Here is a 24,010-nt window from a genome sequence, read left to right as displayed (position 1 = left end):
CAGGGCGGGATCATACTTTGTTAATAGTAGGGAACTTCTTCGTATCTGCATGATCTGATCGGGCATGTTATTCTACTGAGCCTAATCCATGTCCTTATTTGAACACTTGAAACTCATCGAAGACCCTCGCTCTCACATCAACCTAAACCATGATTTAGTTGATATTATTTTTCTCGTTTTAGCCGCTATCGCTTCAGGTTGTGATGGCTGGCAAGCTATCGAAGAATTCGGCCAAGAGAACCTATCTTGGCTGCGTAAACATCGAGATTTTGATAACGGAATCCCTACTCGACATTCCATTGCTCGGATCATTAAAGTGATCGATACCGAAATACTGGTTATGACACTCTTTAGTTGGGCAAATCGCTTAAGAGAAGCCTCAACCAAGCCATTGATCGCTATTGACGGCAAAACCTTGCGTGGAGCTGTTAATCAACATGGCGCTAACAATGCGCTTCACTTAGTTTCGGCCTTTGATACTGAACAAGGAATTGTGCTGTATCAGCAAGATACACAGACTAAAGGCAATGAAATCGCAACGGTTCAGGCGTTATTGCACATGTTAGACATTAAAGACGCTGTTGTAACCTTTGATGCACTTCACTGCCAGCGGGAAACGCTTCAACAAATCATCAAAGCTAAAGGCGACTATGTTGTTCAGGTAAAAGGCAATCAACCGCTACTGAGGCAGGCCATAGAGATGGARTTTCAACCTCACTGGGATAACGACGGCGTCGACATCTTGAGTATCGAAGAGGATGATAAGGGGCATGGCCGTAAAGAGCGTCGCACGACATTTCAAATTTCAGCAAAGCTGCCGCAGACGCTCGCGAAAAAGTGGCCGTCAGCAAAGTCGCTCATTGCCGTTGAACGTCAACGAACATGCAAAGGCATTACCACCATAAGTACGGATTATTACTTAAGTTCTTTGCCTCCAGACATCGAACTTGCAGCCAAAGCGGTGCGTCAGCATTGGCACATCGAGAACCAGCAACACTGGGTGCTTGACGTCACCTTTAGGGAAGACTGTTCAAGGATTGGTGACCATGAAAACGCGAAGAAGATRGCGCTATTTCGGCGTATCGTGCTGAACCTTTTAGAGCAGCATCCGCTAAAAGCCAGTAAACCAACCAAGATAAGAAAAGCAGCATGGAATGGCGATTTTAGAAGCGAGATTTTCTTTGGTTAAATGATTTAACAAAGTTTAATCCCGCCCTGNGCATTGGCACATCGAGAACCAGCAACACTGGGTGCTTGACGTCACCTTTAGGGAAGACTGTTCAAGGATTGGTGACCATGAAAACGCGAAGAAGATGGCGCTATTTCGGCGTATCGTGCTGAACCTTTTAGAGCAGCATCCGCTAAAAGCCAGTAAACCAACCAAGATAAGAAAAGCAGCATGGAATGGCGATTTTAGAAGCGAGATTTTCTTTGGTTAAATGATTTAACAAAGTTTAATCCCGCCCTGCTCCCTCTCCAAATCCCTCGCCCACATATCCCCCCATCAAGTTCACAGCTTTCATCAACAGAACTGACGCATCAAAGATTAATGGCTAGTATTTACCGCCACAGAATATTCGCCTAGGGAGTTAAGTAACATAATGACAGAGTCTTCTTTCGAGCGGGCAAAACGCGCCTTTACCAACGCTATCTGGGCCACGTTCGCGAGCATGTCTCTTGGGCTAGCATTTAAGATCTGGTTAGCCCAATGGGTCGAAAAAAGTGACTTAGCCCTCTACCACACTGTTGTCGACATCGTCTCCATGTCACTTATCTTGTTAAGTGGCTTTCGCGCTTCTATGGTAGTGAGCTTTTCACAAACCAAAAACGATCGTGACATCACCAATATCTTCCGCTACTCACTGATTATTATGGTGCTATTTACTTGGGGGCTAGTTCTGCCCTATATCAAGCACCAACTCAATATTGATGTTGAGTATATTCAGTTAGTGGGAATTATCCTTGGTATGGGCTTTAAGGTGTACTTTACTAATCAAATTGGTATGTACCGCCTCTACGACATCGCCAATAGGACCACTTGGATTGAACCTCTAGTGCAGATAATTCTGTTTTTGGTCTGTTACTACCTCCTAGCGCAAACACCTACGGCCTCACTGTTTTTTAGCTTAATGTTATCCAACTTGGCGGCTGCCATATATATGTTTATACGGCGTAGAAAACTCATTGCCACCACGCCATTAGCCCCAGTTCAGCTCAACCCAGATATGAAAAACTTCGTCAAAAAGAGTGTGATGTCATCACTGGAGGTGGGAGCTGGTATTTTAATGATTTACATCACTGTACTACTGACTATTGGCTACTTCACCATCGACGAGCTAGGCGACTTCCAAGTGGTTGTTCGGCCTATGATAGCCTACTTAACCATGCTGTTTATTTTCCCGGTTTATCGCTATATTTTGCCTGAACTCGCCCAATGCCTGCGAAATAAGGCGCATCAAGAGATCGCCCTCATTCGCAACTGGTTTTTTAAACTAAGTCTTGGAATAACAACATCGCTACTGGCTGGGTTACTGCTATTTAGTGACGAGTTAGTCGCTCTTGTGTTCCCAGATACATACGCAAAGGCAGCGCCCATCTTGATGCACTTTGCACTCTTTTTTGGCTTTATGATGCTTAATGCCTATCAGATCGCCTATATCAAATCCCATGGGTTATTTTTGCAAAGTTTGCTGATCCGCCTGTTAGGTGTGGCGACACTGTTAATGATGTTTTACCTGCTCAGGCTATTTACCGATAACGTTGTCGCGGTGATCTTAGCGCTAGGTTGTGGCTATTTAACTATGTTTATCGCCTCGAGTATTATCGAACGCAAGCTACTTAAACAGCATGCTCTCAATGCTGCCGAATTGATTAATCCATCGTAAAAACAAAAAGAGCCGTAACTCAGAGGTTGTTACGGCTTTGAAGGCTTAACTCAATCTAGGGGGAGTCTCTCCCCCTCCTGCATAGATTGAGGTTAGGCAGGGTGCTTATATTTATCTAAGCTGCTTTATAATAATGAAAGAGTACTCATAACGCCGAGTATTACTCTTCGGCGGCAATAAGCTCTATCTCATTGCTAGCCTGCGCGCCATGGATTTGAATAGCCACTTTATATAAAGCAACCGCCCCAGCTGCAGCCTTACCTTCTAGATCGAGATCGATTGCATCAAAGGTGTATTGCCCCTTAGTCGCCGTCTCAGTCAAAATCCCAACACACTCTTCATCTGTGCTAGTGTCACACTTATAGCCTTGGGTCACATGCCAGCGTTTCCAAGCCTTTGCCTTAGTCGAAGGTGAAGCGGGGTCAGGATAACCAAAATAGAAGATATCGTAATCGGTTGCCTTGGTAATGGCTTTATTATCACCATCTTTAAGACTGAAAGTTAACGCTCCTGTAGCGGCATCGACACTATCTAGATTCATCACAATGCTGGTTGCTTCATCAATATCGATTGCATCTTCTACCGGTGGCGGCACGACCACAGGTGGCTCAGTTACATCATCATTGTCACTTCCACAGCCAAGTAGGAGCATAGAGCTTGCCAACATGGCGCTCAGTAATTTGACCTTCATAGCTTACTCCTTAGTTAAAGTGACCTGTATGACAAGTAGTACACTCCATATCTGTCTTCACGCTAGCAGCAGGTCCCATAGTCTCACTGACGCCGTGACAAGACTGACAGGCCTGCGCTTCTGCTGAAGGCTTAGCCTCAGGTAGAAGAGAAATATCCTCACCACCGTGTGCACGGTTAAGTAACTCTACGATGTGATAGGCCAAACTGGCAGACAGACGCTTACAGCGCTCACCTTTTTCAGCAAACGGCTTGCCCGAAGCGGCAGACCAGTTACTGATTGAAGAGTGACAAAGCGGGCTATTGGCAATAGATGTAGCGCCCACTTCAAGGCTCTTTTCAGCAGTAGAGCCGATGCCAGCGACAAATTCATCAGATGAAAGTGGTAAGTCTTCAGTTTCGTAATAACGGAATGATGCGCTAATAACTGCACTATTTTGGCCGTTAATGTCATCTAAGATATTGATCAACATACCCGCCGCATTCAGGTTACCGCAGATGGTGCCCTGGCCAACGATACCTGCCCAGCCATAGCCCGCAAGTGCCGTTGGAATAGTGGCAAACTTTGCGGCATCGACACTAGTTGATTGCGCTAGCATAGTCACAATCGAGTGGAATACTTGGTGCATACAACCACCACCCGTTTCATAGGCAAGCTTGGCCGTTGCCATTGCATCAAGCGGCACATACTTAAGCTTCTCTCCCATCTCTAAACGGTAGTTGCCGTCTGCATCTGTAGCAGCAAAGGCAGAGGTTCCCACCAAAGCGGCACCCGCAGCGGCTGTGCTTAATCCGATAATTTTAGTTAACGCCTGACGTCTATCAATACTCATAATAATCACCCTATATCCATCATTATTTTATTTTGGTCATAAGCCTTATGGCCTATTACGGTTAGTAAACGAGTTCAAATTTTGGATAACGACTCGATGGGTTAACTTTAAGAAGTGTGGAAAATAAAAGTGTGATTTAAAGCAGATGAAGCTGGAGTGTAAAACAACATATATTTGAGTTAGTAAGCACTTGAATTCCCGCCTTTACAGCTTATAAAACCCACACATTCATGAACAAGGTCACATTATTAATGGACATTTGCAGTAATATTTATGTTTCAGCAGGTTGATTAATTGTATGAATCAATGTGACTAACCTCTCATTTAGCCATACTAACCCCTGCATAACACTCAATTTTGTTATGGCAGCAGAACTTAAGCATCAGGATCACAGACTTCATTAGTTTAAGTTCATAGACTCATCTTATAGAAGATTCTAATGGGGCGACGAAGATGCAATTGGGACATTGCAGATTTGATATTGAAAAAGAAGAGCTGACAAACCTAGACAGTGGTGATGTTTGGCACCTGCCTAGAGCTGAGCTGCAAGTTTTAACCCTTTTAATTGAGTATCAGGGCCAGATCGTCGCCAAGCCGTTACTAAAAAAAGGCAATGGTGAGCAGCCACCACTAAGTGACTCCTCGGTCACACGCGCTGTATTCACGCTACGCTCATTTCTAGGGCCACAATATGAATCGCTTATCGAGACAGTAAAGGGACAAGGTTACCTGCTGCGCCATCATCGCAGCCGTAGGAATGACCGAGTTCACTCAAGTAAAAAACGATTTTCAATTAAAGTCGCGGCAATATCAGCCTGTTGCATCGCTATAATTTTAGGTTTTGGCTGGCTATTTCTTGGCTCACAGAGCTTATCACCAGCGATACCTAAGCCTCTTCAGGTTCGCAGTGTCGATACACTCTCGGGGCAAACTGTCAATGTTATCCTGTATTCCCATTCTAAAACCAACAATGGCTTGTTAACCGAGCTTGGTAAGACGATGCAGCAAAGCTTCACCCAGTGTCGGCTCACTAGCTGGAAGAATGCCTACCTGTCTTTGTCTCACGATAAGCAAGTACTCAATATCACTTTGCGCGGTGAACAGTTTGGTCAGTCTATTATTCGTAACTTAAAAATTAGCGACCTACGTCAGCCCAAGCAATTTATTAATCAACAATGGCTGCAGGCTGTAGACATTTGTGACTAACAGATACGACGCTCTGAATCACAGAGCTAGAATTACAACGCAGTACTCAAGGATCAGATAATGAGTCGAACATGGCGCTGGGCTATTAACCTCACTATTTTACTCATCTTACTCGTTTGTGTAGGGGTGATATATAAACTGACCGCAAAGCAGCCAGGCTTTATGCTCAGCTGCAGTTCTGAGCTGTTTAATCGACAGCAAACACAGCAAGATAGTAAACACTACTTGTTGGTCGACCTATTCTCTAAAGATGGACAGGCGCAAATAAACTATCGCTACTTCGACCTTGAGGGTAATTCGGCAGGCTCTGTTTCTATGCAGGGGCAAGTCAATAAAGTCGATCTCGATAGCATGCTTTACGACATTTCAGTCAAAACTAAGCAGGAGTATCCTCACTCCGACCTAAAGCAAGCCCCAGAGCACTATAAGTACCTCTCCTATGTGAGTAACTTAAACCTCAATAGAGATGGGATGCATAACCTGAGTGTTCAAGTATTGGAGCGTGATGAAAACAAAGACTTTGCCGTTGTGCTATTTCAACCTAGCAATACCGTCTGCGGTTGTCGCCTAGTTAACTAAGGCTCAATCTTCACTTACATAGCCGGGGCAACTTTAGTAAGCCCCCGGCCATTTAGCTTACCTATTGTATTTACTCAATAACCCAAAAAACATTGCTACTTTTTTGATCTGATAAGTTTCGGCTACGTAGTGATTGTCGAAACCAAACATCAAGGAATAAGGCAATGAAACTTTTAACCCCTTTCTTACGCTCTTTCTCCATTGTAACCCTATCTGTTTTGGGTTTAGCTGCGTGTAGTAGTGACGATGACAATAACACCATCACTCCCCCCACTCTGGTTGAAATCTCTGAATCAGAAATTAGGGTGATCCACGCAGGTAGTGATGCTCCGTTAGTCGACATCATGGCCAATGGAGCCAGTTTTGTTGATGATGTCGATTATGCCATGTCCAGTGGTTTAGCTACGGTACCCAGTGGCAGCTATGCTGTTGCTGTTGATGCCCAACTTCCAGACGGTATGACAACAACCGTGCTTACTGCAGATTTAGAAGCTGAAGCAGACGTCGAATACACAGCAGTGGCATTAGGTAGCGTAGCAGATGAATCTCTTATGCTTAAACTAATCGCTAACCCAGAGCAAGAAATTGCAGCAAACTATGCCCGTGTACAAGTACTGCACGCCTCCCCAGCAGTAGGCCTTGTCGATGTCTATGTGACCGAGCCAGATGCCGATATCAGCATGATGCAACCAACGTTATCGGCTAACTACATGGATGTAAGTCCACAACTTGAATTACCAGTATCAGATTACCAAATACGCATTACCGTATCGGGTGACAAGGAGGTGGTGTATGACTCTGGTAGCGTACCGTTAACAGATGAAAGTGATTACTTTATCTCAGCGATCCCAAATACCTGGTCAGGCATGTCTCCCGTTGCGTTACTTGTTGCGTTACCAGAGGAACAAGTGTTACTCAATGATAAATCTAGTGGTAGCAATATTCGTGTCGTTCATGCCGTAGCCGATGCACCTGCAGTGGACGTGTTTCTAGATGGAAATTCAGCGGCCGCAATCACTGATTTGAAGTTCAAAGGCATTGCAGGATATATCAATATCCCAGAAGGAGAACATACAACAACGGTTGCTGCGACAGCGGATAATAGCGTAGTGGTAATCGATAAAGCACCTTTCGAGCTGGAGCTCGGTGATAGCTATTCTATTTTTGCAGTTGGCTCTTTAACCGATAACGACATTGAACCTTGGATCATCATGGAGAACACCCGAAAAGTCGCTACCGAAGCTAAGTTAACAGTTTCACATACCGCTTACTCGGCACCCAACGTCGACATCTATTTAACCGAAACCGACGATATATCTAATGCCACACCAGTACTGAGTGACGTACCTTTTAAAGCATCTTCTGGTAGCTTAAGCGTTGCAGCGGGAGACTATGTAGTTAGCGTCACGGTAGCCGGAACCAAAACAGTTGCCATTGGCCCACTGCCAATCACACTCGAAAACGGCGGTGTCTATGGTGTTGCGGCAGTAGATAGTACTACCAGTGGGGCATTCGATGTCATTTTATTAGATGACTTCGTCGACGAACAATGAAGGTAACGACCTGTACGACAAGGAAGAACCATTTCCCTCAGTCATAATGAGTCACACTAATTTTTTATCTGCGATCGGCATTATAACCTGATCGCTTTGCCGCTTCCGTAGCAAGCCTGTTTTAGTTTGCCTTAATAAAAACTAAAACAGGCTGTTAGCAGCAAATTTTCGAGGTAATAAAGTGGCAATAAAATCGAGCCTGCATAGTTTTATTGTCAGCTTATTTTTATAAGACTAGAGTCTCAAAAGGATTAGCCCCAAGGCATATCGATATAGACTCTAACTAGGGTGTCTCTATCCCAGGGCAGAATCGGCAAATAGTCTGGTGAGCTCTTATCCCTATTATCATAGGGGTCGAGATTATATTCGCTATGCTCCACACTTAGCTTAACCTCACTGTCTTCAACCAAGCTATCAGAATGGTAGCTCAGAACGCCTGAAACCTTATTTTCCAACCAATCGCTACCATCATTCCAAGTTTGTGCCTTAGCATAAAGATCAAAAGTATTACCAAGGGGTAAGCGAGTATCTAAAGCGACTGAATAGGCTCCTGTTTTATTTTGAAAGTCTTCGCGATCATAGCCTCGCTCTCTTGGCACATCATCGTCAATCTCCAACATGTAATAGCCAGCTGCAAGCTCAAATCCCGCATAAACACGCTCATTATCGTATCTAGCCACGATTCCGGGGAAGAGTTTAGCCTGCTTCTCTATAGAGCTAACCGTATTACGCTTGCCCTCTAGCGTCACTTGCCACTGCAAGTTCATCACCTCAGAAAAACGATACAAGTTACCATCGACCGAAAAAGCGCTTTGAAACCAAATTGGGATATGGTCGGGATCCAGCTTGTCTGTATCATGATCGATAAAGATATCTATCTCGCCCTGCCAAAGTAGATCAGATTGCGCCTTATGAGCCATATAAAAGCCAGCATGGGCACCAAATGTGTGAGAATCCGCCTGATCGACTATGGTATCGTGAATACCAAGTGCAATACGCCAATCTGCAGCTTGCGCATTTATAGCTAAGCTTGAGCCGACGATCCCTAATGCGGCAATGAATAGTTGCGATTGATTGTTCAAGTCCTTTCCCCCTAAGACCTAACCTAGCTCTAAATAGAACTTATTGATTCATAAAATAAAGCTGTACATTCAGTAAAACTAACAGAAATAGCGTCCATATTCTGCTTAAGCTTAGTCAGGTTATCAGTGATGCGCTTAATAATTAGCGCACGATACATATTACGAACTCGCTAGTCAGTATTCTGCAGCTTAAGAATTGCAATAAGTTCCCCAAATACACGGCTTTTTTAAAAAATTTCACTCAGATTGTGAAGCTTGGCAAAAATTAAAATGAAAACCTCCGCTTCCGCTTAAAATCAATATATGGGTCACACTCTAGAGCATGTATTAGTAGGCAAATTCAGTCATAATTAAGCATCTAGTTTTATTCTTAACAACAATATAATTTGCTGTAACGGATGAATAATATTTGTATTATTCGTTATCGCTCGACTACTTAGACTGACGTCACCTAGAGGACACTAGCTTGATTAAACATATTGCTTTAGCGTTAACACTTGCCGTTGCTCCAATGAGCAGCTTTGCCGCACAATTTATCGAAGGTAAGCACTTTACAGTTGTTTCAGATAAAGCCCCAAGCAGTGAGCCAAAGCTTACTGAGTTCTACTCGTTTTATTGCGGTAACTGCTTCAACATGGAAAAGATGTACTTAGCTGACATCAAAGCTAACCTAAACAAGCAGATCACCTTTGATAGCAAACACGTTGATTTCGCCAACACTGAAATTAATACAGAAGTGATGCGCTCTCTTGCTGTGATCCAAACTTTAGATGACAAGCAGCCATTAACTGATGCTATGTTTAAAGTTATCCAAGGCGATAATGGTGAGAAACACGATCACAGCGCACCAGGCCATAAGCATGAAGAGCCACTAAAGAGCCGTGATGACATCAAGGCAGTATTTGCTAAGTTTGGCGTTGACTCTGCCCAGTATGACAAAATTGCTGATAGCAAAGAAACCAATGAGAAATTGGCGCTATGGCGCAAGCAGCAACGTGAATTTAGAGTTCAAAGCGTACCTGCATTCATCGTTAACGATAAATACGCAATTAACATGGGTTCTATCCGTACACTAGGCGAGCTAATCGACCTTATGAACTACCTAGCGATTGAACATAAGTAATCTCAATTGGGATTGAAACACTAAAAAAGGCGCTATTTAGCGCCTTTTTTGATCTTCAAACATCGTGGATGCCCTAGGCTCAAGCGCCTCTCCCAATACCCGTTGCCAGTTATTTAGCATCGACTCCCATCCTTGCTCACAGGACTCACGCTGTTGCTTGTTAACCTTAATTAACTCATCATTTTGCGCATCAATCAACACTTGGCTCAACGCCTGCTCAATGCCATCAACAGACAGCTCATCAATAACATAATACCCCTCTCCCTGCTCTTGCAGCTGTGAAAGCTGATCTTCTAATCCGTCTAAAGCGGTTAAGACAACGGGTTTACCCGCCGCAATCGCCTCTAGGCAAGTCAGTCCAAAGGGCTCCCAACGGGAGGGGATAACCACCACATCAATGGTATCGAGCAATCGGGGCACATCTTGCACCTCGCCGATTAAACGAACATGGGGTATAGACGCAGCCAATTTAGACAGCAGAGATTCATCCTCGCCCACTCCCGCCAAGGTTAGGCTCACGCTATCGCTAGCTAGCTTCGCCATCGCCTGTATTAATAGGTCAAAGCCTTTCTGTTGACTGAGACGCCCATATGCCAGCAGCTTAAGGGGCAAGACTGTGGGCCTGCTAGGTAGGGCTATAAATCGGCTGAGCTCCTTTGCTTGGCCTACCAGTACCATTTTCTCTTTTGCGAGTATGCCTCTCTCCTCAAGCCAACTTGCCTGTGCCGTAGAAACCAATAGCACCCTGTCCATTAAGCTATAGCCAAATTTAAGCATGCTATAGAAGCGTTTAGGATGAGCGACCCTGTGGGCCACAAACTCGCGGCTATAATGATGTTCTTGATAGAGTATGGGCGTGTTTAAATTTGCCAGCTTAAGTGCTAACAAGGCAGGAATTTTTCGCCAGCTTAATGCGCCGTGCACCACAATAACATCAGCAGCATAACGCTTGAATGAAGGCAGATATAAACGTCTATGTATGAGCTTGAAGTGATAGCTTTGATTCAGCCTTGAGGCAGCCAGACTCTCTAACGCCAGATTGACGCCACCAAGCTTGATATCATCGATAAGATGCATGACAGTCGGCCGCAAAGTGAATCCTCACATAAAGCAAAAAGTTAAACCTTCCTTTTTACTTAAGTTAGAGAAATCGCTGCGAATTGAAAAGCTTTGTTTGAGATAATCGTAAAATTAACTGGGTACAGGCCAATTAATATCTAAGGCGACTAATTTATAGGGTAATTAGTTTCTAAAAAAGTCCAACAGATGCAGACAGGCAGAAATAGCGTGTACCACAATGAAGCCTATCAAGGCCTGAGCAAGGTGAATATGATAATCGCGCCACATCAAGGCATCACTACTGCCTTGTGTCGCGAACCAGCCGATCCCCGTGAGTCCGACAGCTAAAAACAACAACATGCCAATGCCTTCGACGACGCTAAACAATCCACGCCCACCAGCGATGGGGATCTTGCCCTTAAAAAAGCCTAGGATGTCAGTTTTAAGCTGCGAAAAATCGCCGATTAACCAAGGAAAATACTGGCGCCACTTGCCTTTAAGGCTGGTAGTAATGAGGAAGGTTATTGATAAAAACGCGCCGATGAGCCCGAGGTAGACATGGCTCTGATCCCAGAAACTCGCATTGGTACGTAGACTACGACCAATGAATATCGAGCCACTGGTAAAAATGAGGTAGGCGCAGATAAGAATGATGAGCACATGCTGCAGATCAATATACTTTCTCGCTAAGCGTTTAAACATAGACTGCGCCATATATCTTCCTCAGCTTAAGCCGTTACCACCAACTGATGAATCGAGTCGGCGTAGGCATCAACCTTATTCCAGTCGGTATACTCAATATTGGTATCTGCTGCGGTCGGGCCTTTAGTGATCCACATGATAAAGCGGATGATGTTCCTATCCATCGCGCCGTAACTAGGGTAGTTCAAATTACCACCGAATACTTCCGCAAGATCTGGAACCCAAGGCGACTTCTCAAAGAAAGCCCGCATATATGGATTAGTCGCAGCCGTATTTTTTAATGGTTTACGAGCCACTAAATTAACTGAAAAAAAGCTACTCGGCTTCTGCTCTAATTCTGCCTTATGAGCATCGATAAAATCGTAAACTGCAGGGTTATGTTTACCGTGACGGATACTCGCCCCGATAATGATTTTGTCAAACTCACCTAAGTCGACCTTTTCTGCAATATTCACCGCAGTGACACTGTTGCCAACCGCTTTCAATTTATCTTCCAGATAACCGCAAATCTTACGAGTCTGGCCATGCACACTAGAGTAAACGATAAGAATTTTGCTCACCAGACATCCTCCTAAGGATCGAAATTGAAAGTGAATGAAATCTATATAAATCATAGGGTATTTAACTAGAAGATTACATGAAACAGATCACGAGGCGCGGTGCAATAAATCGAATAAGCTTTACCTATCTCACAAAATCAACAGCGGAGCATTCTCAAAGAGAAAACTCCGCTTTTATTGACACAATTGTAAAAAGCTATTGAACAAATAGCGATTTGGTTATAGGGACATCAAAAAATCAATAACTTGTGCTCGTTCCTTCGCCGTCAACGCCATAAAGTCTTGCTGACTTTTTTCTGCTTCTCCCCCATGCCATAAAATGGCTTCCTCTATGGTCGCTGCACGGCCGTCGTGCAAGAACCCTGCCTGAGGGTTAACAGTTTGCGTCAGACCGATCCCCCATAATGGACGGGTTCGCCATTCATTGCCATCAGCTAAGAAATCGGGCCGCCCATCGGCTAGCTCATCCCCCATATCGTGCAATAGCAGATCTGTGAACGGGTAGATGGTTTGACTCTTGTGACCAGCACTCATTTCACGCCCGCCAATCTTTCCCGATGCCTTTGTCACAAAGCTAGGTGTATGACAACCGCTGCAGTTAAGCTGCTCGAACAACCTAGCCCCCTCTCGCACATTCACATCATCAATATTACGCCTTGCTGGGACTGCTAAGGTCTCGGCATAGAAGACTACCGAATCACTAAACTCGGCGCTAGCTTCAGGCTCACCATCTACGCCTGCTCCCGTGTCGACAAAACCGGTACGGGCTAAGTAGGAATCATGTAGCGCAGTGCCTGCTACGCTCTCATCTGGAAATAACGGGTTAGTGATCCCCATATCGCCACGCAGTGCCCCTAGAGATTGTACCCGCACACTTGGAGTGTTGGCCTTCCAGCCAAAGCGACCCAAAGAAACCGGGTTGCTATCCCCCGCCTTCGCCTTAATCGCATCAAACACATAGTTAGCTCGACCTGAAATGCCATCGTTATCGCTATCAGTTGCATCAACATTAGCTAGTATGTCCGCTTCAGAGATAACCTCTAGCAAGCCTAAGCCAAACACAGGCATGCCATTACGCCAGCCCATTAACACGTCATCTTGTAGCAAGTTAGAAGTCAGGTTACTGCTCGCTTTAGTCTCGCCCGGTGCATCATAGGGGTTTTCCACCTCAAACAGGGGTTTCTTAAGGGTGACACTGGTGCCGTCGCTATAGGTAACAACTTTAGTTTGGTAGGAGAGGTAAACATCCGCCTGACCGACAAACTGATTTTGCTGCCAGTCATCGCGAGCTTGTAATACGCCTCGGTGAAACAGCTGCCCGCCAAAATCAGGGACAGGAATGGGGGCGCAGTAATCGTTTGCCGCTGTGCCTATGGTGCATGGCTCATTTGGTGCCTGACTAATTCTTAAGAATATTCCCGCATCCGAACCAAGCTTTATCCGAGTTTGCCCCGCCGGAACAATAGGGGTCGAGTTACGACCATCACGCTGATGACATGAATTACAGTCTGCGTTATTAAATACCGGCCCTAAACCATCGAGTTCAGGATGAGCACTGTTTGGCGCGGTGGTAAAGGCGGTTTCAAAGCTTAAGTCGCCCTCAAGGTGCAACGCTAGCTCTTCGGCGCTTAAGTTAGGCGCAGGCGTTGAGAAGCCATGCCCCGACTCCGATGCATCGAAGGTGGTGCTATCACCGCCGCTTGCCTTCATATCGGTATAAGCTGGATAGGTTTTTTCCTCAGGCTTTGGCGCTTCATCACCGCTGCCACCACAGGCACTTAAGCCTGCAACGCTCAGTAAGACTAAGCTGCTCACTAAGCTTTTTCGAAAGCCTAGTAGACGACTGTTTAGCTGGGCTCTGCTTTGTTGCGTTTTGAGTTGTTGCGTTTTGATCTGTTGAAAGTATTTTTCTGTCATCTACTGCTCCACACAGTTTGAAATCCTTAGCCCTGCTCACTTAGGCTCTGGTGTTAAATCACAACAAAACCAAGCATTAACCACCTAAAAAGCAAGGGAATTACCCGATTAAAAAGGAGGCCATCCGGCCTCCTCAAATACTCACACTTTAGATGTTCCACTCTTTTAGCAGTGGCAGCACCTCAGACTCTAAACTCGCTTGTAGCTTAGTCAGTGCATCGACAGCAGTTTGAATACGTACGCGTCCCTCGATATCTGAAATCGCTTGGCGGAACGGCATATTGTTATCACCCGCTATGGCTTCAATTTTGCTGATAGCATCGTCAATCTCGGTCTTAACACGGGTCGCCAATGCTGGATTGGCCGCATCGACGAAATCGATAATCCCCTGCTTGTCAGTATTACCTTCTAGCTCACCGAGATAAACGTTACGTACACCAATGATGTTATCGCTAAAATCTCTCAGTGAGTTCCAAGAGTACTGCGACTCAACCTTTGAGGTATCGGCCTTATCGAGTGACTCACCGAATGGATCGGCAATCTTACCGTTCCCCACCTCATCGACGATGCCGATCATGCCGTTCACTAGCTCTTCTACCACGCCCACTTCTGAGCTGTAGAAGGTATTGCCATCGACGCCAGGCTTCTTAAGCAGTTCAGCATAAGCCTTCCCCGATTGACCATCGTGACTCACCTGCCATGCATCATCGAGCGTCTTGGTATAGTCTCGGAACACTTCGGCGAGTCCCATCAGGTAATCACGCTCATTTACCGTTAGCTCGCTAATGGTCTTAGTGTTATCGGCGACACCGTCACCAAACAAAAGGTACTCCATGGTATGGAAGCCCTGTACATCATCGTTCCAACCCTTAATGGTTTCGGCATCAAAGCCTGTGTTATTGGCCAGCACAGTGGTTAGATCTGTGGTGTTCAGCGGCCAGCTATCAAGATGTGGATCGATACCCAGTGAATCGACTGGGCCGAAGATATGCGACTCTCCCTGCTCCCAAGGCTGACGCGCCGCTTTCCACGCCGCTTGTGCCGCCTCCAAGTTCGCCTGAGTCGGTGTGTTGACCAGTGTTTGGGTCGCTAACAACATAGCTTCGCCGCTCGCAGCAAGATTTGAGTAACCTGCCACAATTACATCATCGGTTAGGTTCGTTACCATCTCAGTAGCCGAAAAAGTAAAACCAGTTTCAGGCACAACCAAAGGTGTAGAGTCATCTGAGCCTGAACCACCACATGCAGTCAGAGCAGAAATAAGGGCGATGGTAAGTGCCGAATGGGTAAAATGTTTCATTGAAAACTCCATGTAATAAGTCATTAAATTAAAGTGAGAATTGGTAACCGACGCCTAAAGCGAAAAAGTTGGTATCAGGAATTGAAGCGACTGCCACCTGCTGTACCCCTGCTTCGGCTTTAATCACAATTTCAGGAATGGGGAAGTAGTTAACACCCGCGCTGATCCAGGTGTTTTCATAGCGTTTTGTCGCAATACCGGTTTCCACCTCTTTGAGTGGGTTGGAGTAATCGATATTGGCAAAGACAGTGACAGGTACCGATGTGAAATGGCTAAGGTCGACACCCGCCTCGACGAAGAAGGCTTCAGATTTAGAGCCTAGCTGAGCAAAGTTACCCGGCTTGAGTCCCGGAGTGGTTTTATTCGCTTGAGTGATGGCATCGCTGTCACTGAGCGCTCCGTAAAGGTATTGGCCACGTAGGATCCACGGCCCTTCGACAAAGGCTCCCGCGACCGACAAGATCTCAACCGTGCCGTCTGCACTTAGCTTGTTTGTCTTATGACGATTGCCGCTGGTATTGCCATAGTAATAGGACGCGCCAATGGCTGAGCCAGTTTTAAAGTTGCCGTAATCGAGTCGAACCACATAGGCGAGGTCATCGGCATTAACGTGCTCAAAGCGCTTTTGATGGCCTGAGGCGACCCAATCATAGGTACGGAAATATTCCGAGTTTAAACCGCTAACCACTTGGGCTTGATAATGAAAATTGGCGACTTCACCAAAGATGCCAATACCGTTCTCGTTCCATACCGCAGGCAGCATCGCCGCTTCACTCTTATGGCGCTGCACTGTTAGGTACTGGCTAGGTTTGTGCAGTGTACTGCTTAGACCTACGGGTAGGTGGATATTACCGAATTTCACCCCGAAGGCGTCGCTTGGACGGTAGCGAATTTGTGCCTTCTCGATCATCACCTCACCACCGGCTTCCACTTCGGCCTCAAACTCACCGAACTCATCGAAGCCGTCATATTCTAGCGCGGTGCCGGTGCCACCATGTTCGTATTCAATCTCAACCTCCATGTCCCACTGGTCGTTAAACTGGTAGCCAAACTCGGTAACGATCCGCTCAAGATCGAAGCGGTTTCGACGCTCAGGAGAGGTGTCCTGTACATTGTCGTAATACTCGTCACTGGTATAAATAACGCTGCCATATGACTTAAATGAAAACTTATCCCAAGCACTCGATACCGATTTAGTTTGATTAGCCATATTAAGTGCTTGCTGATATTCGGCCTCTTGCTGCTGCGATACCGCCTGCTGCTTCTCTTGTTGCTTAGCCAGCTGTTGTAGCTCGCTCTTTAATGCCTTCAGCTCAGCTTCTTGCTTAGCAATCGCTGCGGCTAATGCCTCAGGCTCGGTCGCTGATATCGCATTACTACTGAACATAGTGGCGATAGTTATCGCCACTATGCTGAGCTTTGTTTGCCTTGGAATAAGTTTCATAGATGGTTCTCATTTTGATTCTGCGCTGGCAAGCAATTGATATGTACCAGCTCCCCTTAAATTCGCAGACAAACTAACCTAAATGAGAATGATTTTCATCAATCTTTACGATACCCTTTACACACTGCTTACACTAGACACCGATAGGCAACAAACAATACAGGCTATGAATCGGTAGGATAGAAACGCCTTTCCTCGTGCGTTAAATTGAATTGAAGCTGATATAGACTCTGAAACGGTGAAGAGGTCGCACACTTTGATAAACTAGTGCAAACTAGGGTAAAACTTATAAATTAGTCGATTATCAAATAGATAGTCATGGACATAAATAACCGCCCAGATGACAGCGAGCACGGCTCGTTGATGGTGAATAACAGATCATGGTTGAGACAGTAACAGACGCTGCCAAAGTCGCAGCTAAACCAACGGCAAAAGAGAGCAGCAAGGCCACAGGGGTTTCTGCCCGCAAGAAAGCACTGCTGCTAGGGCGTATGCTGGGGTTAGCCAGCGAGGATGACTACCGTGCCAGCAGCGCATCAATTGGTGAACGCGCCGCCTTTAGGGCGCAGAAGCTGGCGTGTCAGTATCAAGAGAACCTTGAAACCATCTATAAAATAGCCATCAGCCATACGCCATCAGACGTAACAGGCGTCGATCTCGATCCCGACTGGGCCCACCAGTTTTTTAAGCTGGCCGAGCAAATTCATAATCGTAAGATGCAGGAGTTGTGGGGCAGGATTTTAGCCAATGAAATCACCTCTCCGGGCAATTTTAGTCTACGCACCTTGGCAACGCTGAAACAGCTCACCCATAAAGAAGCGCAGATCTTAGAGAAAGCCCTCGCCATGTCGGTACTGGTTAACAATGAGTCACGGCTCAAGCTAATCATCGGCTTTAAACATGCAGGAGGCTTAGGGCAGTTCTTTAAGAAGCCAACATCAACCAATATCGGTCTGTCCCAATTTGGCCTACCCTATTCCAATATTTTGACCTTGGTCGAGGCGGGCATTTTACATCGCAGTGAGCTAGAGACGGGCTTACTTAGCAGTAAGACGCCGATCAGTTTCTCTCTTAGCGATCTAAAGCTCAAGCTGACACCAAAGAGCGGACAGCTATTTTTCAGCTACTACCGCTTTACCCCTATTGGCGATGAGCTGGCGCAGCTTATTCCTTTCAATACCGATAAAGACTACATCAAGGCGATGAAAGCGCTGTTTTCCCGCGATTTCAAGATTGAATAGCTTTTGTAATCAAGAATATTACCCCTAAAAATGCGATGCCGATATCACTGACGGCATCGCACTTTTATGAGTAACTTTGGATAACTTAAATCAAACTAAACCACTTTCTTTAGCTTCTCTGAATCGATCACCTGTATCGCAGCTAAATAATCTAACAGTGCGCTCACTTGAGTCGCTAAGTCCCCCTTGCTGGTATCTATAGTTAGCTCGGCAGCAGTTGGATCTTCATAGGGCGCAGAGATCCCGGTGAAATCTTTGATCTCGCCAGCGCGCGCCTTACTGTATAGACCTTTAGGATCACGGGCTTCACACACCTCTAATGGCGTCGACACATGCACCTCGATAAATTGCCCCACATCGAATAGTGCGCGTACGCGCTCACGCTCCTCCCTCGTCGGCGAGATAAAGGCCGACAACACCACAAGACCAGCATCGACCATGAGTTTTGCCACCTCACCGACACGACGTAGGTTTTCGTCGCGATCATCCGCGCTAAAGCCGAGATCTTTGCACAAACCATGGCGCACATTATCGCCATCTAGTAGATAGGTGTGAAAACCTGCATCGAATAATGCACGTTCTAACGCACCTGCCAAAGTTGATTTACCCGAGCCCGACAAACCGGTAAACCATAGCAAGATAGGGTTTTGTCCCTTCTGCAACGCCCGAGACTGCTTATCAATACTGTGTTGGTGCCAAACGATATCAGACATAAAAACTCCAAAAAATCTAATCTATAAAGTAGTTAACCAAACGAGCTAACACCATCTGAACATCTGCGCCATTAGCCTTAAACAGAACAAGCCAAAATGGAAAAGCTAAAATGGAAAAAATACTGGAACTAATAACAATACGATTGCCGAATAAAGTAGTGACAAAGGTAAACCCACACGCAAAAAATCACTGAAACGATAGTTACCCGCGTTATAGACCATCAAGTTGGTCTGATAACCGTAGGGCGAAATAAAACTGGCGCTGGCACCAAACACCACGGCGAGAATAAACGGCCGAGTATCGACGCCATAGCTTAGGGCGATGGCATAAGCCACCGGAAAAGAGAGCGCCGCAGCGGCATTGTTAGTAATAAGTTCCGTCAATAGCAGTGTCATCAAGTACACGGCCACAAATGCCGAAAAGACCCCGTAACCATTGATCGCTCCCAAAATAAACGCGGCGATATCATCGGCAAGCCCGGTCGATAACATCAGGTTCGCCAAGCTCAAGGCACTACCAACAATCACTACCAACTCAAAAGGAAAACGTCTTTTAAGCTCAGATAGGCTCACCGCACCGATGGCGATATAGCTCATCAAGAGCAAGATGAGCCCCTTAACTAATGGCAATACCCCTGTCAGGCTAGCTAAAATCGTCACAAGAAAACCTGTGAGTACCCACTGACTTCGGCGTGGATCCAGCCTAACACTCAAGTCTAAGCCACTCACCGCAGCAAATTCAGAGGCCAGCTTAGTGTTACGGCAAAAGCCATCACCAGGCGTGACCAGCAATACGTCCCCTGCCTGTAACTGGATATCACCCAGGCCGCCCTTTAAAGGCTGATGGCCACGGCGGATAGCCAAAACTGCACCATCAAATTTCTCTCTGAAGGTCGATTCTTTTAGTGAGCGCCCAACCAAGGTTGAGCTTGGCGCAAGCACAGCTTCAATCAGGTTTTGCCCCTTGGCCTGCTGCTTACCAAACCACTCTAAACCATCGAACTGATGCAGCAGCTCAACCGACTCCACCGCGCCACTAAAGCGCAAAATATCCTCACTCTGCAACACTAAATGCGGCGGTACCGGGCAGATGCGAATGCCGCTGCGCTCAAGCTCCACTAAATAAAGCTTTTTAAGGGCGCGTAAACGATTGTCTTGTACGCTCTTACCTATCAGCTGTGACTCTTTCGCCACTCTGGCTTCGAGCAGATAGGGTAAGGTTTCATCCAGACTCTCATCGCGTCTGTCGGGCAACCAGTTGGCCAGTAGCACTAACAAGCCAACTCCAGCAGTGACAATCACTATGCCAATCATAGAAAACTCGAAGAAACCTAAAGGCACCAGTCCTGCGTTTTCTACAAAGGAGTTCACAATCAAATTGGTCGAGGTACCAATTAGCGTGAGTGTCCCCCCCAAGATCGCCGCGTAAGACAGTGGCAATAACAGCTTAGCTGGCGCATGGGCTTGGTTGCGGCGCACCACTCCAATGAGCGAAGCCACCACCGCAGTATTGTTGGTAAACGACGATAACAAGGCGGTAGAGAGTCCGAGCTTGGCCATAGTCGATGCCAAGGAACCACGCCCTACCACTTGACTCAACTTACCCAGTAGCGAGGTTTTTTCCAATGCCGCCGTCGACATGATCAGCAGCACTAGCGTCACTAGGCTGGCATTGGTAAAACTGGCTAAAGCAGTTTCAAGCTCCACCATACCCAGCAGGTAAGTCGTTAACGATGCGATAAAAAATAGTGCTGCGGGTGTCCATAGCCCCGCCATCAAGGCAGCGACTAAGGCAAACAAGATGCACGATAACACCCACAACTCTGGCATTGTTAACCCTCAACCTTGCTGATATCAATCGCTTGCCAGTGAGGATACTGCTTACGAATAAGCGCATTTAGCTCTAGCTCAAAGTCACTGTACTGCTGAGCCGTTTTTTGGGCCTTGCTGCTCGATACCGCCATCACTGCCGCGACAGTCGCGTTCGATAGGCGGTCGATTAAGATCATGCCGCCTGTATCACGCACTAAGGTGTAAGGATCGATGGCGATAGACTCATTAAGTTCGAGGGTAACTCGCGCCATATCGTTAAGGCCGATTGCATCACTGCTGTTACGTTCTAGGGTGTTGATATCCACTAGGTATTCAATCCCAGTGACACTGGCTTGCAGTTTCTTACCCGCAACTTTTAAGTCATATAGCTCGCCAATTTGCAGTGGCTTCTCATCCATCCAAGCAATATCGGCGCTGACAATATTGGCAAGTGCTGGTGCATCAGTCACCTGCGACAGTAGATCGCCCCTTGAGATATCGATTTCATCTTCCAAGGTGAGGGTCACCGCTTGCCCAGCGATCGCCTGCTCAAGATCGCCATCGAAAGTCACGATGCGGGCAACCTTGCTACGTTTACCCGATGGCAGTGCCACCAGCTCATCACCTACGCTAATCACACCCGATGAAAGCGTGCCGGAAAAGCCACGAAAATCCAGATCGGGACGCTGCACATACTGCACAGGGAAACGCACTGGTAGGCTACTAAGCTCACGACGAGTATCGATGGTTTCGAGTAGCTCTAATAGTGTACCGCCGCTATACCAAGGGGTTTGATTGCTGCCATCGACGACATTGTCACCCTTAAGGGCTGACAGAGGCACATAACGAATATCGATTTCACCGAGTTGCTCGGCAAACTGGGCAAACTCGGCTTGGATATCCTTGAAGACCTTCTCATCAAAGCCCAATAGATCCATCTTATTAACCGCCACAACGAAGTGACGAATACCGAGCTGCGATGCAATAAAGGCATGGCGGCGCGTCTGGGTCTGCACCCCATAACGCGCATCGACCAAGATCACCGCCAAGTCGCAGGTCGAGGCACCCGTTGCCATGTTGCGCGTGTACTGCTCATGGCCCGGAGTGTCGGCAATAATGAACTTACGCTTATCACTTGAGAAATAGCGGTAGGCGACATCGATAGTGATCCCCTGTTCACGCTCGGCTTGCAGGCCATCGACCAGCAGCGCAAGATCCACCTCTTCACCGGTAGTACCAAGCTTGGCGCTGTCGCTTTTCAGGCTCGCTAACTGGTCTTCATAAATTTGCGCGCTGTCATGTAATAGGCGACCAATCAAGGTACTCTTACCGTCATCGACACTGCCGCAGGTTAAGAAACGTAACAGTCCCTTATTTTGCTGTAGTGACAGGTACTCTTTTACGCCCAGATCTTCCAGTTCTGCCGCCAGGCGTGCGTTATTACTTACTGCTTGATTCATAATGATTCCTTAGAGTTCTTCATCCACATTCATCCATTGGATGGCGGGGTTTAGAAATAGCCCTGACGTTTTTTCAGTTCCATCGATGCGCTTTGATCTGAGTCGATAAGACGACCCTGACGCTCACTCGAACGGGTCAGCAGCATCTCTTCAATAATCTTCTCTAGGGTGTCAGCCTCAGAATGCATCGCCCCCGTTAGCGGATAACAGCCCAGTGTTCTAAAGCGCACCAACTCCTCTTTAGGCTGCTCACCTTCTGCCAGTGGCATTCTGTCGTCATCGACCATGATCATCATGCCATCGCGCTCAACGACGGGACGTTTCTGAGCAAAATACAGTGGTACTAACTGGATGTTTTCTTGGTAGATATATTGCCAAATATCCAACTCAGTCCAGTTAGACAGTGGGAATACACGAATGCTTTCGCCCTTATTCACCGCACCGTTATAGGTACGCCACAGCTCTGGGCGTTGATTTTTAGGATCCCAGGTATGGTGCTTATCACGGAATGAATAGACACGCTCCTTGGCACGCGACTTCTCTTCGTCACGGCGGGCACCACCAAAAGCGGCATCGAAACCGTACTTATTCAGCGCCTGTTTAAGCCCTTGGGTCTTCATGATATCGGTATGCTTAGCACTACCATGTTCGAATGGACTAATGCCCATCGCAAGCCCTTCTGGATTCTTGTGAACTAGTAGCTCGAAACCAAATTCTTTGGCCTGAGCATCGCGAAAGGCGATCATCTCTTTAAATTTCCAGTCGGTATCGACATGGAGCAAAGGAAAGGGAATTTTCCCTGGATAGAATGCTTTTCGAGCAAGGTGCAACATCACCGATGAGTCCTTACCTATGGAGTACATCATCACAGGATTATCAAACTCTGCCGCGACTTCGCGAATAATTTGAATGCTCTCAGCTTCCAGTTGTTGCAAATGGCTTAACTCTTTCGCGGCCATGCTAATTCTCCGTATTCTTCAATCAATTATCTTGTTAATGCGGCTAACTCGTGACTTTTGAGTTGGCTCTTTTGTGTTTGCGGCGTAAACCAATTTAGGCTATCAGCAAGCTCAACCACCTCACCGATGACCATCAGCGCCGGCATCACAAGTTCCGGGTGGCTGGCAAGTTCATCAAGGTTATCTAGGTGACCGGTAAACACGCGTTGCTGGCTAGTCGTCGCCTTTGAGACAAGGGCGACAGGGGTTTGCGCCGATCTACCAGCATTAAGCAAGCCTGTTTTAATGAGTTCTGCATTCAAAATACCCATGTAGATCACTAAGGTATTATTAGGATTGGCATAACTCTGCCAATCCATTGGGCGACTCTCCAGCTTGCAGTGACCGGTAATAAAGCTCACACCTTGAGCGTAATCTCTATGGGTTAACGGAATGCCGGCATAAGCCGCCGTGCCGCTTGCTGCTGTAATACCGGGCACCACTTCAAAATCGATGCCAGCGTCCACGATGGTTTCTAGCTCTTCACCACCACGACCAAAAATAAATGGGTCTCCGCCCTTTAGCCGAACTACGTTCTTGCGGGTATAGGCCTTAGTAACCAGTAGCTGATTAATCTCGCTCTGCGCCGCACTGTGAAGGCCTGCGCGTTTACCTACAGCAATTTTCTCGGCATGCTTTGGGATCAATGCCAAGATCTCATCACTGACGAGCGCGTCGTAAAGCACCGCATCGGCGTTTTGCAACACCCGATAAGCCTTTACTGTCAGTAGATCGACATCACCAGGCCCCGCTCCCACTAGCCATACTTTTCCGCCAGCGGCTTGACCGGGTAAAGTTACAATCTCCATCACGCTACCTCACTCTGAATTCGTGTAGTGAAATATAGCCGCCT

Annotated in this window: 21 protein-coding genes and 1 pseudogene; 8 read left to right on the top strand and 14 right to left on the bottom strand. The window is 46.6% G+C overall.

What is annotated here, in order from left to right; translation table 11 throughout:
* Positions 1–88 precede the first annotated feature (88 nt).
* The 3 genes and pseudogenes from L1D44_RS02425 (at position 89) to L1D44_RS02415 (ending at position 2,885) form a co-directional block, all read left to right on the top strand.
* On the top strand, positions 89–1,189 hold the full coding sequence (locus L1D44_RS02425; protein ID WP_239888673.1) for an ISAs1 family transposase: 1,101 nt from the start codon (positions 89–91) through the stop codon (positions 1,187–1,189).
* Positions 1,190–1,220: 31 nt separating this feature from the next.
* A pseudogene (locus tag L1D44_RS02420) lies at positions 1,221–1,439 on the top strand (ISAs1 family transposase); the annotation flags it as partial.
* Between the two features lie 162 nt (positions 1,440–1,601).
* Positions 1,602–2,885 carry a hypothetical protein gene (locus L1D44_RS02415; protein WP_239888672.1) on the top strand — a complete coding sequence of 428 codons (1,284 nt, stop codon included), beginning with the start codon at positions 1,602–1,604 and terminating at the stop codon, positions 2,883–2,885.
* A gap of 160 nt (positions 2,886–3,045) precedes the next feature.
* Here L1D44_RS02415 and L1D44_RS02410 read toward each other — a convergent pair whose 3' ends face one another.
* Both L1D44_RS02410 and L1D44_RS02405 read right to left on the bottom strand, forming a co-directional pair.
* Positions 3,046–3,576, bottom strand: a complete 531-nt coding sequence (locus tag L1D44_RS02410; protein WP_239888671.1) for a hypothetical protein — start codon at positions 3,574–3,576, stop codon at positions 3,046–3,048.
* Positions 3,577–3,586: 10 nt separating this feature from the next.
* A complete protein-coding gene (locus tag L1D44_RS02405; protein WP_220770432.1) occupies positions 3,587–4,408 on the bottom strand; it encodes a cytochrome c3 family protein in 822 nt (273 codons plus the stop codon).
* 453 nt (positions 4,409–4,861) lie between these two features.
* Here L1D44_RS02405 and L1D44_RS02400 point away from each other — a divergent pair, with 453 nt between their 5' ends.
* From L1D44_RS02400 to L1D44_RS02390, 3 genes are all read left to right on the top strand, one after another.
* On the top strand, positions 4,862–5,614 hold the full coding sequence (locus tag L1D44_RS02400) for a helix-turn-helix domain-containing protein (RefSeq protein WP_239888670.1): 753 nt from the start codon (positions 4,862–4,864) through the stop codon (positions 5,612–5,614).
* Positions 5,615–5,674: 60 nt separating this feature from the next.
* Positions 5,675–6,193, top strand: coding sequence for a hypothetical protein (locus tag L1D44_RS02395; RefSeq protein WP_220770434.1), 519 nt, complete (start codon positions 5,675–5,677; stop codon positions 6,191–6,193).
* A gap of 164 nt (positions 6,194–6,357) precedes the next feature.
* Positions 6,358–7,746, top strand: coding sequence for a DUF4397 domain-containing protein (locus tag L1D44_RS02390; protein ID WP_239888669.1), 1,389 nt, complete (start codon positions 6,358–6,360; stop codon positions 7,744–7,746).
* A 251-nt stretch (positions 7,747–7,997) separates the two neighbouring features.
* Here L1D44_RS02390 and L1D44_RS02385 read toward each other — a convergent pair whose 3' ends face one another.
* A complete protein-coding gene (locus L1D44_RS02385; RefSeq protein ID WP_239888668.1) occupies positions 7,998–8,828 on the bottom strand; it encodes a hypothetical protein in 831 nt (276 codons plus the stop codon).
* Positions 8,829–9,294: 466 nt separating this feature from the next.
* On the opposite strand from L1D44_RS02385, the gene L1D44_RS02380 reads away from it, so the two are divergent.
* Positions 9,295–9,951, top strand: coding sequence for a thiol:disulfide interchange protein DsbA/DsbL (locus tag L1D44_RS02380; RefSeq protein WP_239888667.1), 657 nt, complete (start codon positions 9,295–9,297; stop codon positions 9,949–9,951).
* 36 nt (positions 9,952–9,987) lie between these two features.
* On the opposite strand, the gene L1D44_RS02375 is transcribed toward L1D44_RS02380, so the two are convergent.
* From L1D44_RS02375 to L1D44_RS02350, 6 genes are all read right to left on the bottom strand, one after another.
* Positions 9,988–11,043, bottom strand: a complete 1,056-nt coding sequence (locus tag L1D44_RS02375) for a glycosyltransferase family 4 protein (RefSeq protein ID WP_239888666.1) — start codon at positions 11,041–11,043, stop codon at positions 9,988–9,990.
* A 150-nt stretch (positions 11,044–11,193) separates the two neighbouring features.
* Positions 11,194–11,724, bottom strand: coding sequence for a cytochrome b/b6 domain-containing protein (locus L1D44_RS02370; RefSeq protein ID WP_239888665.1), 531 nt, complete (start codon positions 11,722–11,724; stop codon positions 11,194–11,196).
* Between the two features lie 14 nt (positions 11,725–11,738).
* Entirely contained in the window at positions 11,739–12,272 is a 534-nt protein-coding gene (hemG, locus tag L1D44_RS02365) for a menaquinone-dependent protoporphyrinogen IX dehydrogenase (protein WP_239888664.1), read from the bottom strand.
* A 219-nt stretch (positions 12,273–12,491) separates the two neighbouring features.
* A complete protein-coding gene (locus L1D44_RS02360) occupies positions 12,492–14,189 on the bottom strand; it encodes a di-heme oxidoredictase family protein (protein ID WP_239888663.1) in 1,698 nt (565 codons plus the stop codon).
* A gap of 148 nt (positions 14,190–14,337) precedes the next feature.
* Complete coding sequence (locus L1D44_RS02355) at positions 14,338–15,489, bottom strand: imelysin family protein (protein ID WP_239888662.1); 1,152 nt, start codon at positions 15,487–15,489, stop codon at positions 14,338–14,340.
* A 28-nt stretch (positions 15,490–15,517) separates the two neighbouring features.
* Positions 15,518–16,933, bottom strand: coding sequence for a hypothetical protein (locus tag L1D44_RS02350; RefSeq protein ID WP_239888661.1), 1,416 nt, complete (start codon positions 16,931–16,933; stop codon positions 15,518–15,520).
* Between the two features lie 380 nt (positions 16,934–17,313).
* On the opposite strand from L1D44_RS02350, the gene L1D44_RS02345 reads away from it, so the two are divergent.
* Positions 17,314–18,174: a TIGR03899 family protein gene (locus L1D44_RS02345; protein ID WP_239888660.1), complete on the top strand. Its 861-nt coding sequence runs from the start codon at positions 17,314–17,316 to the stop codon at positions 18,172–18,174.
* A 95-nt stretch (positions 18,175–18,269) separates the two neighbouring features.
* Here L1D44_RS02345 and cysC read toward each other — a convergent pair whose 3' ends face one another.
* The 5 genes from cysC to cobA form a co-directional block, all read right to left on the bottom strand.
* On the bottom strand, positions 18,270–18,887 hold the full coding sequence (gene cysC, locus L1D44_RS02340; RefSeq protein WP_239888659.1) for an adenylyl-sulfate kinase: 618 nt from the start codon (positions 18,885–18,887) through the stop codon (positions 18,270–18,272).
* Positions 18,888–18,992: 105 nt separating this feature from the next.
* Positions 18,993–20,717: an SLC13 family permease gene (locus L1D44_RS02335; protein WP_239888658.1), complete on the bottom strand. Its 1,725-nt coding sequence runs from the start codon at positions 20,715–20,717 to the stop codon at positions 18,993–18,995.
* A 2-nt stretch (positions 20,718–20,719) separates the two neighbouring features.
* The gene (cysN, locus tag L1D44_RS02330) at positions 20,720–22,159 is read right to left on the bottom strand and encodes a sulfate adenylyltransferase subunit CysN (protein WP_239888657.1); all 1,440 of its coding nucleotides are present in this window, start codon (positions 22,157–22,159) and stop codon (positions 20,720–20,722) included.
* Between the two features lie 50 nt (positions 22,160–22,209).
* Entirely contained in the window at positions 22,210–23,118 is a 909-nt protein-coding gene (gene cysD / locus L1D44_RS02325) for a sulfate adenylyltransferase subunit CysD (RefSeq protein ID WP_239888656.1), read from the bottom strand.
* Positions 23,119–23,144: 26 nt separating this feature from the next.
* The gene (gene cobA, locus L1D44_RS02320) at positions 23,145–23,966 is read right to left on the bottom strand and encodes a uroporphyrinogen-III C-methyltransferase (protein WP_239888655.1); all 822 of its coding nucleotides are present in this window, start codon (positions 23,964–23,966) and stop codon (positions 23,145–23,147) included.
* Positions 23,967–24,010 lie beyond the last annotated feature (44 nt).

This window comes from Shewanella sp. Isolate13, assembly GCF_022398325.1.
In the GTDB taxonomy this organism is placed as follows: domain Bacteria; phylum Pseudomonadota; class Gammaproteobacteria; order Enterobacterales; family Shewanellaceae; genus Shewanella.
This window is presented reverse-complemented; position numbering and strand designations above follow the sequence as displayed.

Coding starts and splice junctions, on each gene's coding strand:
- L1D44_RS02415 (WP_239888672.1), top strand. CDS start 1,602: ATGACAGAGTCTTCTTTCGAGCGGGCAAAACGCGCCTTTACCAACGCT.
- L1D44_RS02410 (WP_239888671.1), bottom strand. CDS start 3,576: ATGAAGGTCAAATTACTGAGCGCCATGTTGGCAAGCTCTATGCTCCTA.
- L1D44_RS02405 (WP_220770432.1), bottom strand. CDS start 4,408: ATGAGTATTGATAGACGTCAGGCGTTAACTAAAATTATCGGATTAAGC.
- L1D44_RS02400 (WP_239888670.1), top strand. CDS start 4,862: ATGCAATTGGGACATTGCAGATTTGATATTGAAAAAGAAGAGCTGACA.
- L1D44_RS02395 (WP_220770434.1), top strand. CDS start 5,675: ATGAGTCGAACATGGCGCTGGGCTATTAACCTCACTATTTTACTCATC.
- L1D44_RS02390 (WP_239888669.1), top strand. CDS start 6,358: ATGAAACTTTTAACCCCTTTCTTACGCTCTTTCTCCATTGTAACCCTA.
- L1D44_RS02370 (WP_239888665.1), bottom strand. CDS start 11,724: ATGGCGCAGTCTATGTTTAAACGCTTAGCGAGAAAGTATATTGATCTG.
- L1D44_RS02360 (WP_239888663.1), bottom strand. CDS start 14,189: ATGACAGAAAAATACTTTCAACAGATCAAAACGCAACAACTCAAAACG.
- L1D44_RS02355 (WP_239888662.1), bottom strand. CDS start 15,489: ATGAAACATTTTACCCATTCGGCACTTACCATCGCCCTTATTTCTGCT.
- L1D44_RS02350 (WP_239888661.1), bottom strand. CDS start 16,933: ATGAAACTTATTCCAAGGCAAACAAAGCTCAGCATAGTGGCGATAACT.
- L1D44_RS02345 (WP_239888660.1), top strand. CDS start 17,314: ATGGTTGAGACAGTAACAGACGCTGCCAAAGTCGCAGCTAAACCAACG.
- cysC (WP_239888659.1), bottom strand. CDS start 18,887: ATGTCTGATATCGTTTGGCACCAACACAGTATTGATAAGCAGTCTCGG.
- L1D44_RS02335 (WP_239888658.1), bottom strand. CDS start 20,717: ATGCCAGAGTTGTGGGTGTTATCGTGCATCTTGTTTGCCTTAGTCGCT.
- cysN (WP_239888657.1), bottom strand. CDS start 22,159: ATGAATCAAGCAGTAAGTAATAACGCACGCCTGGCGGCAGAACTGGAA.
- cysD (WP_239888656.1), bottom strand. CDS start 23,118: ATGGCCGCGAAAGAGTTAAGCCATTTGCAACAACTGGAAGCTGAGAGC.
- cobA (WP_239888655.1), bottom strand. CDS start 23,966: ATGGAGATTGTAACTTTACCCGGTCAAGCCGCTGGCGGAAAAGTATGG.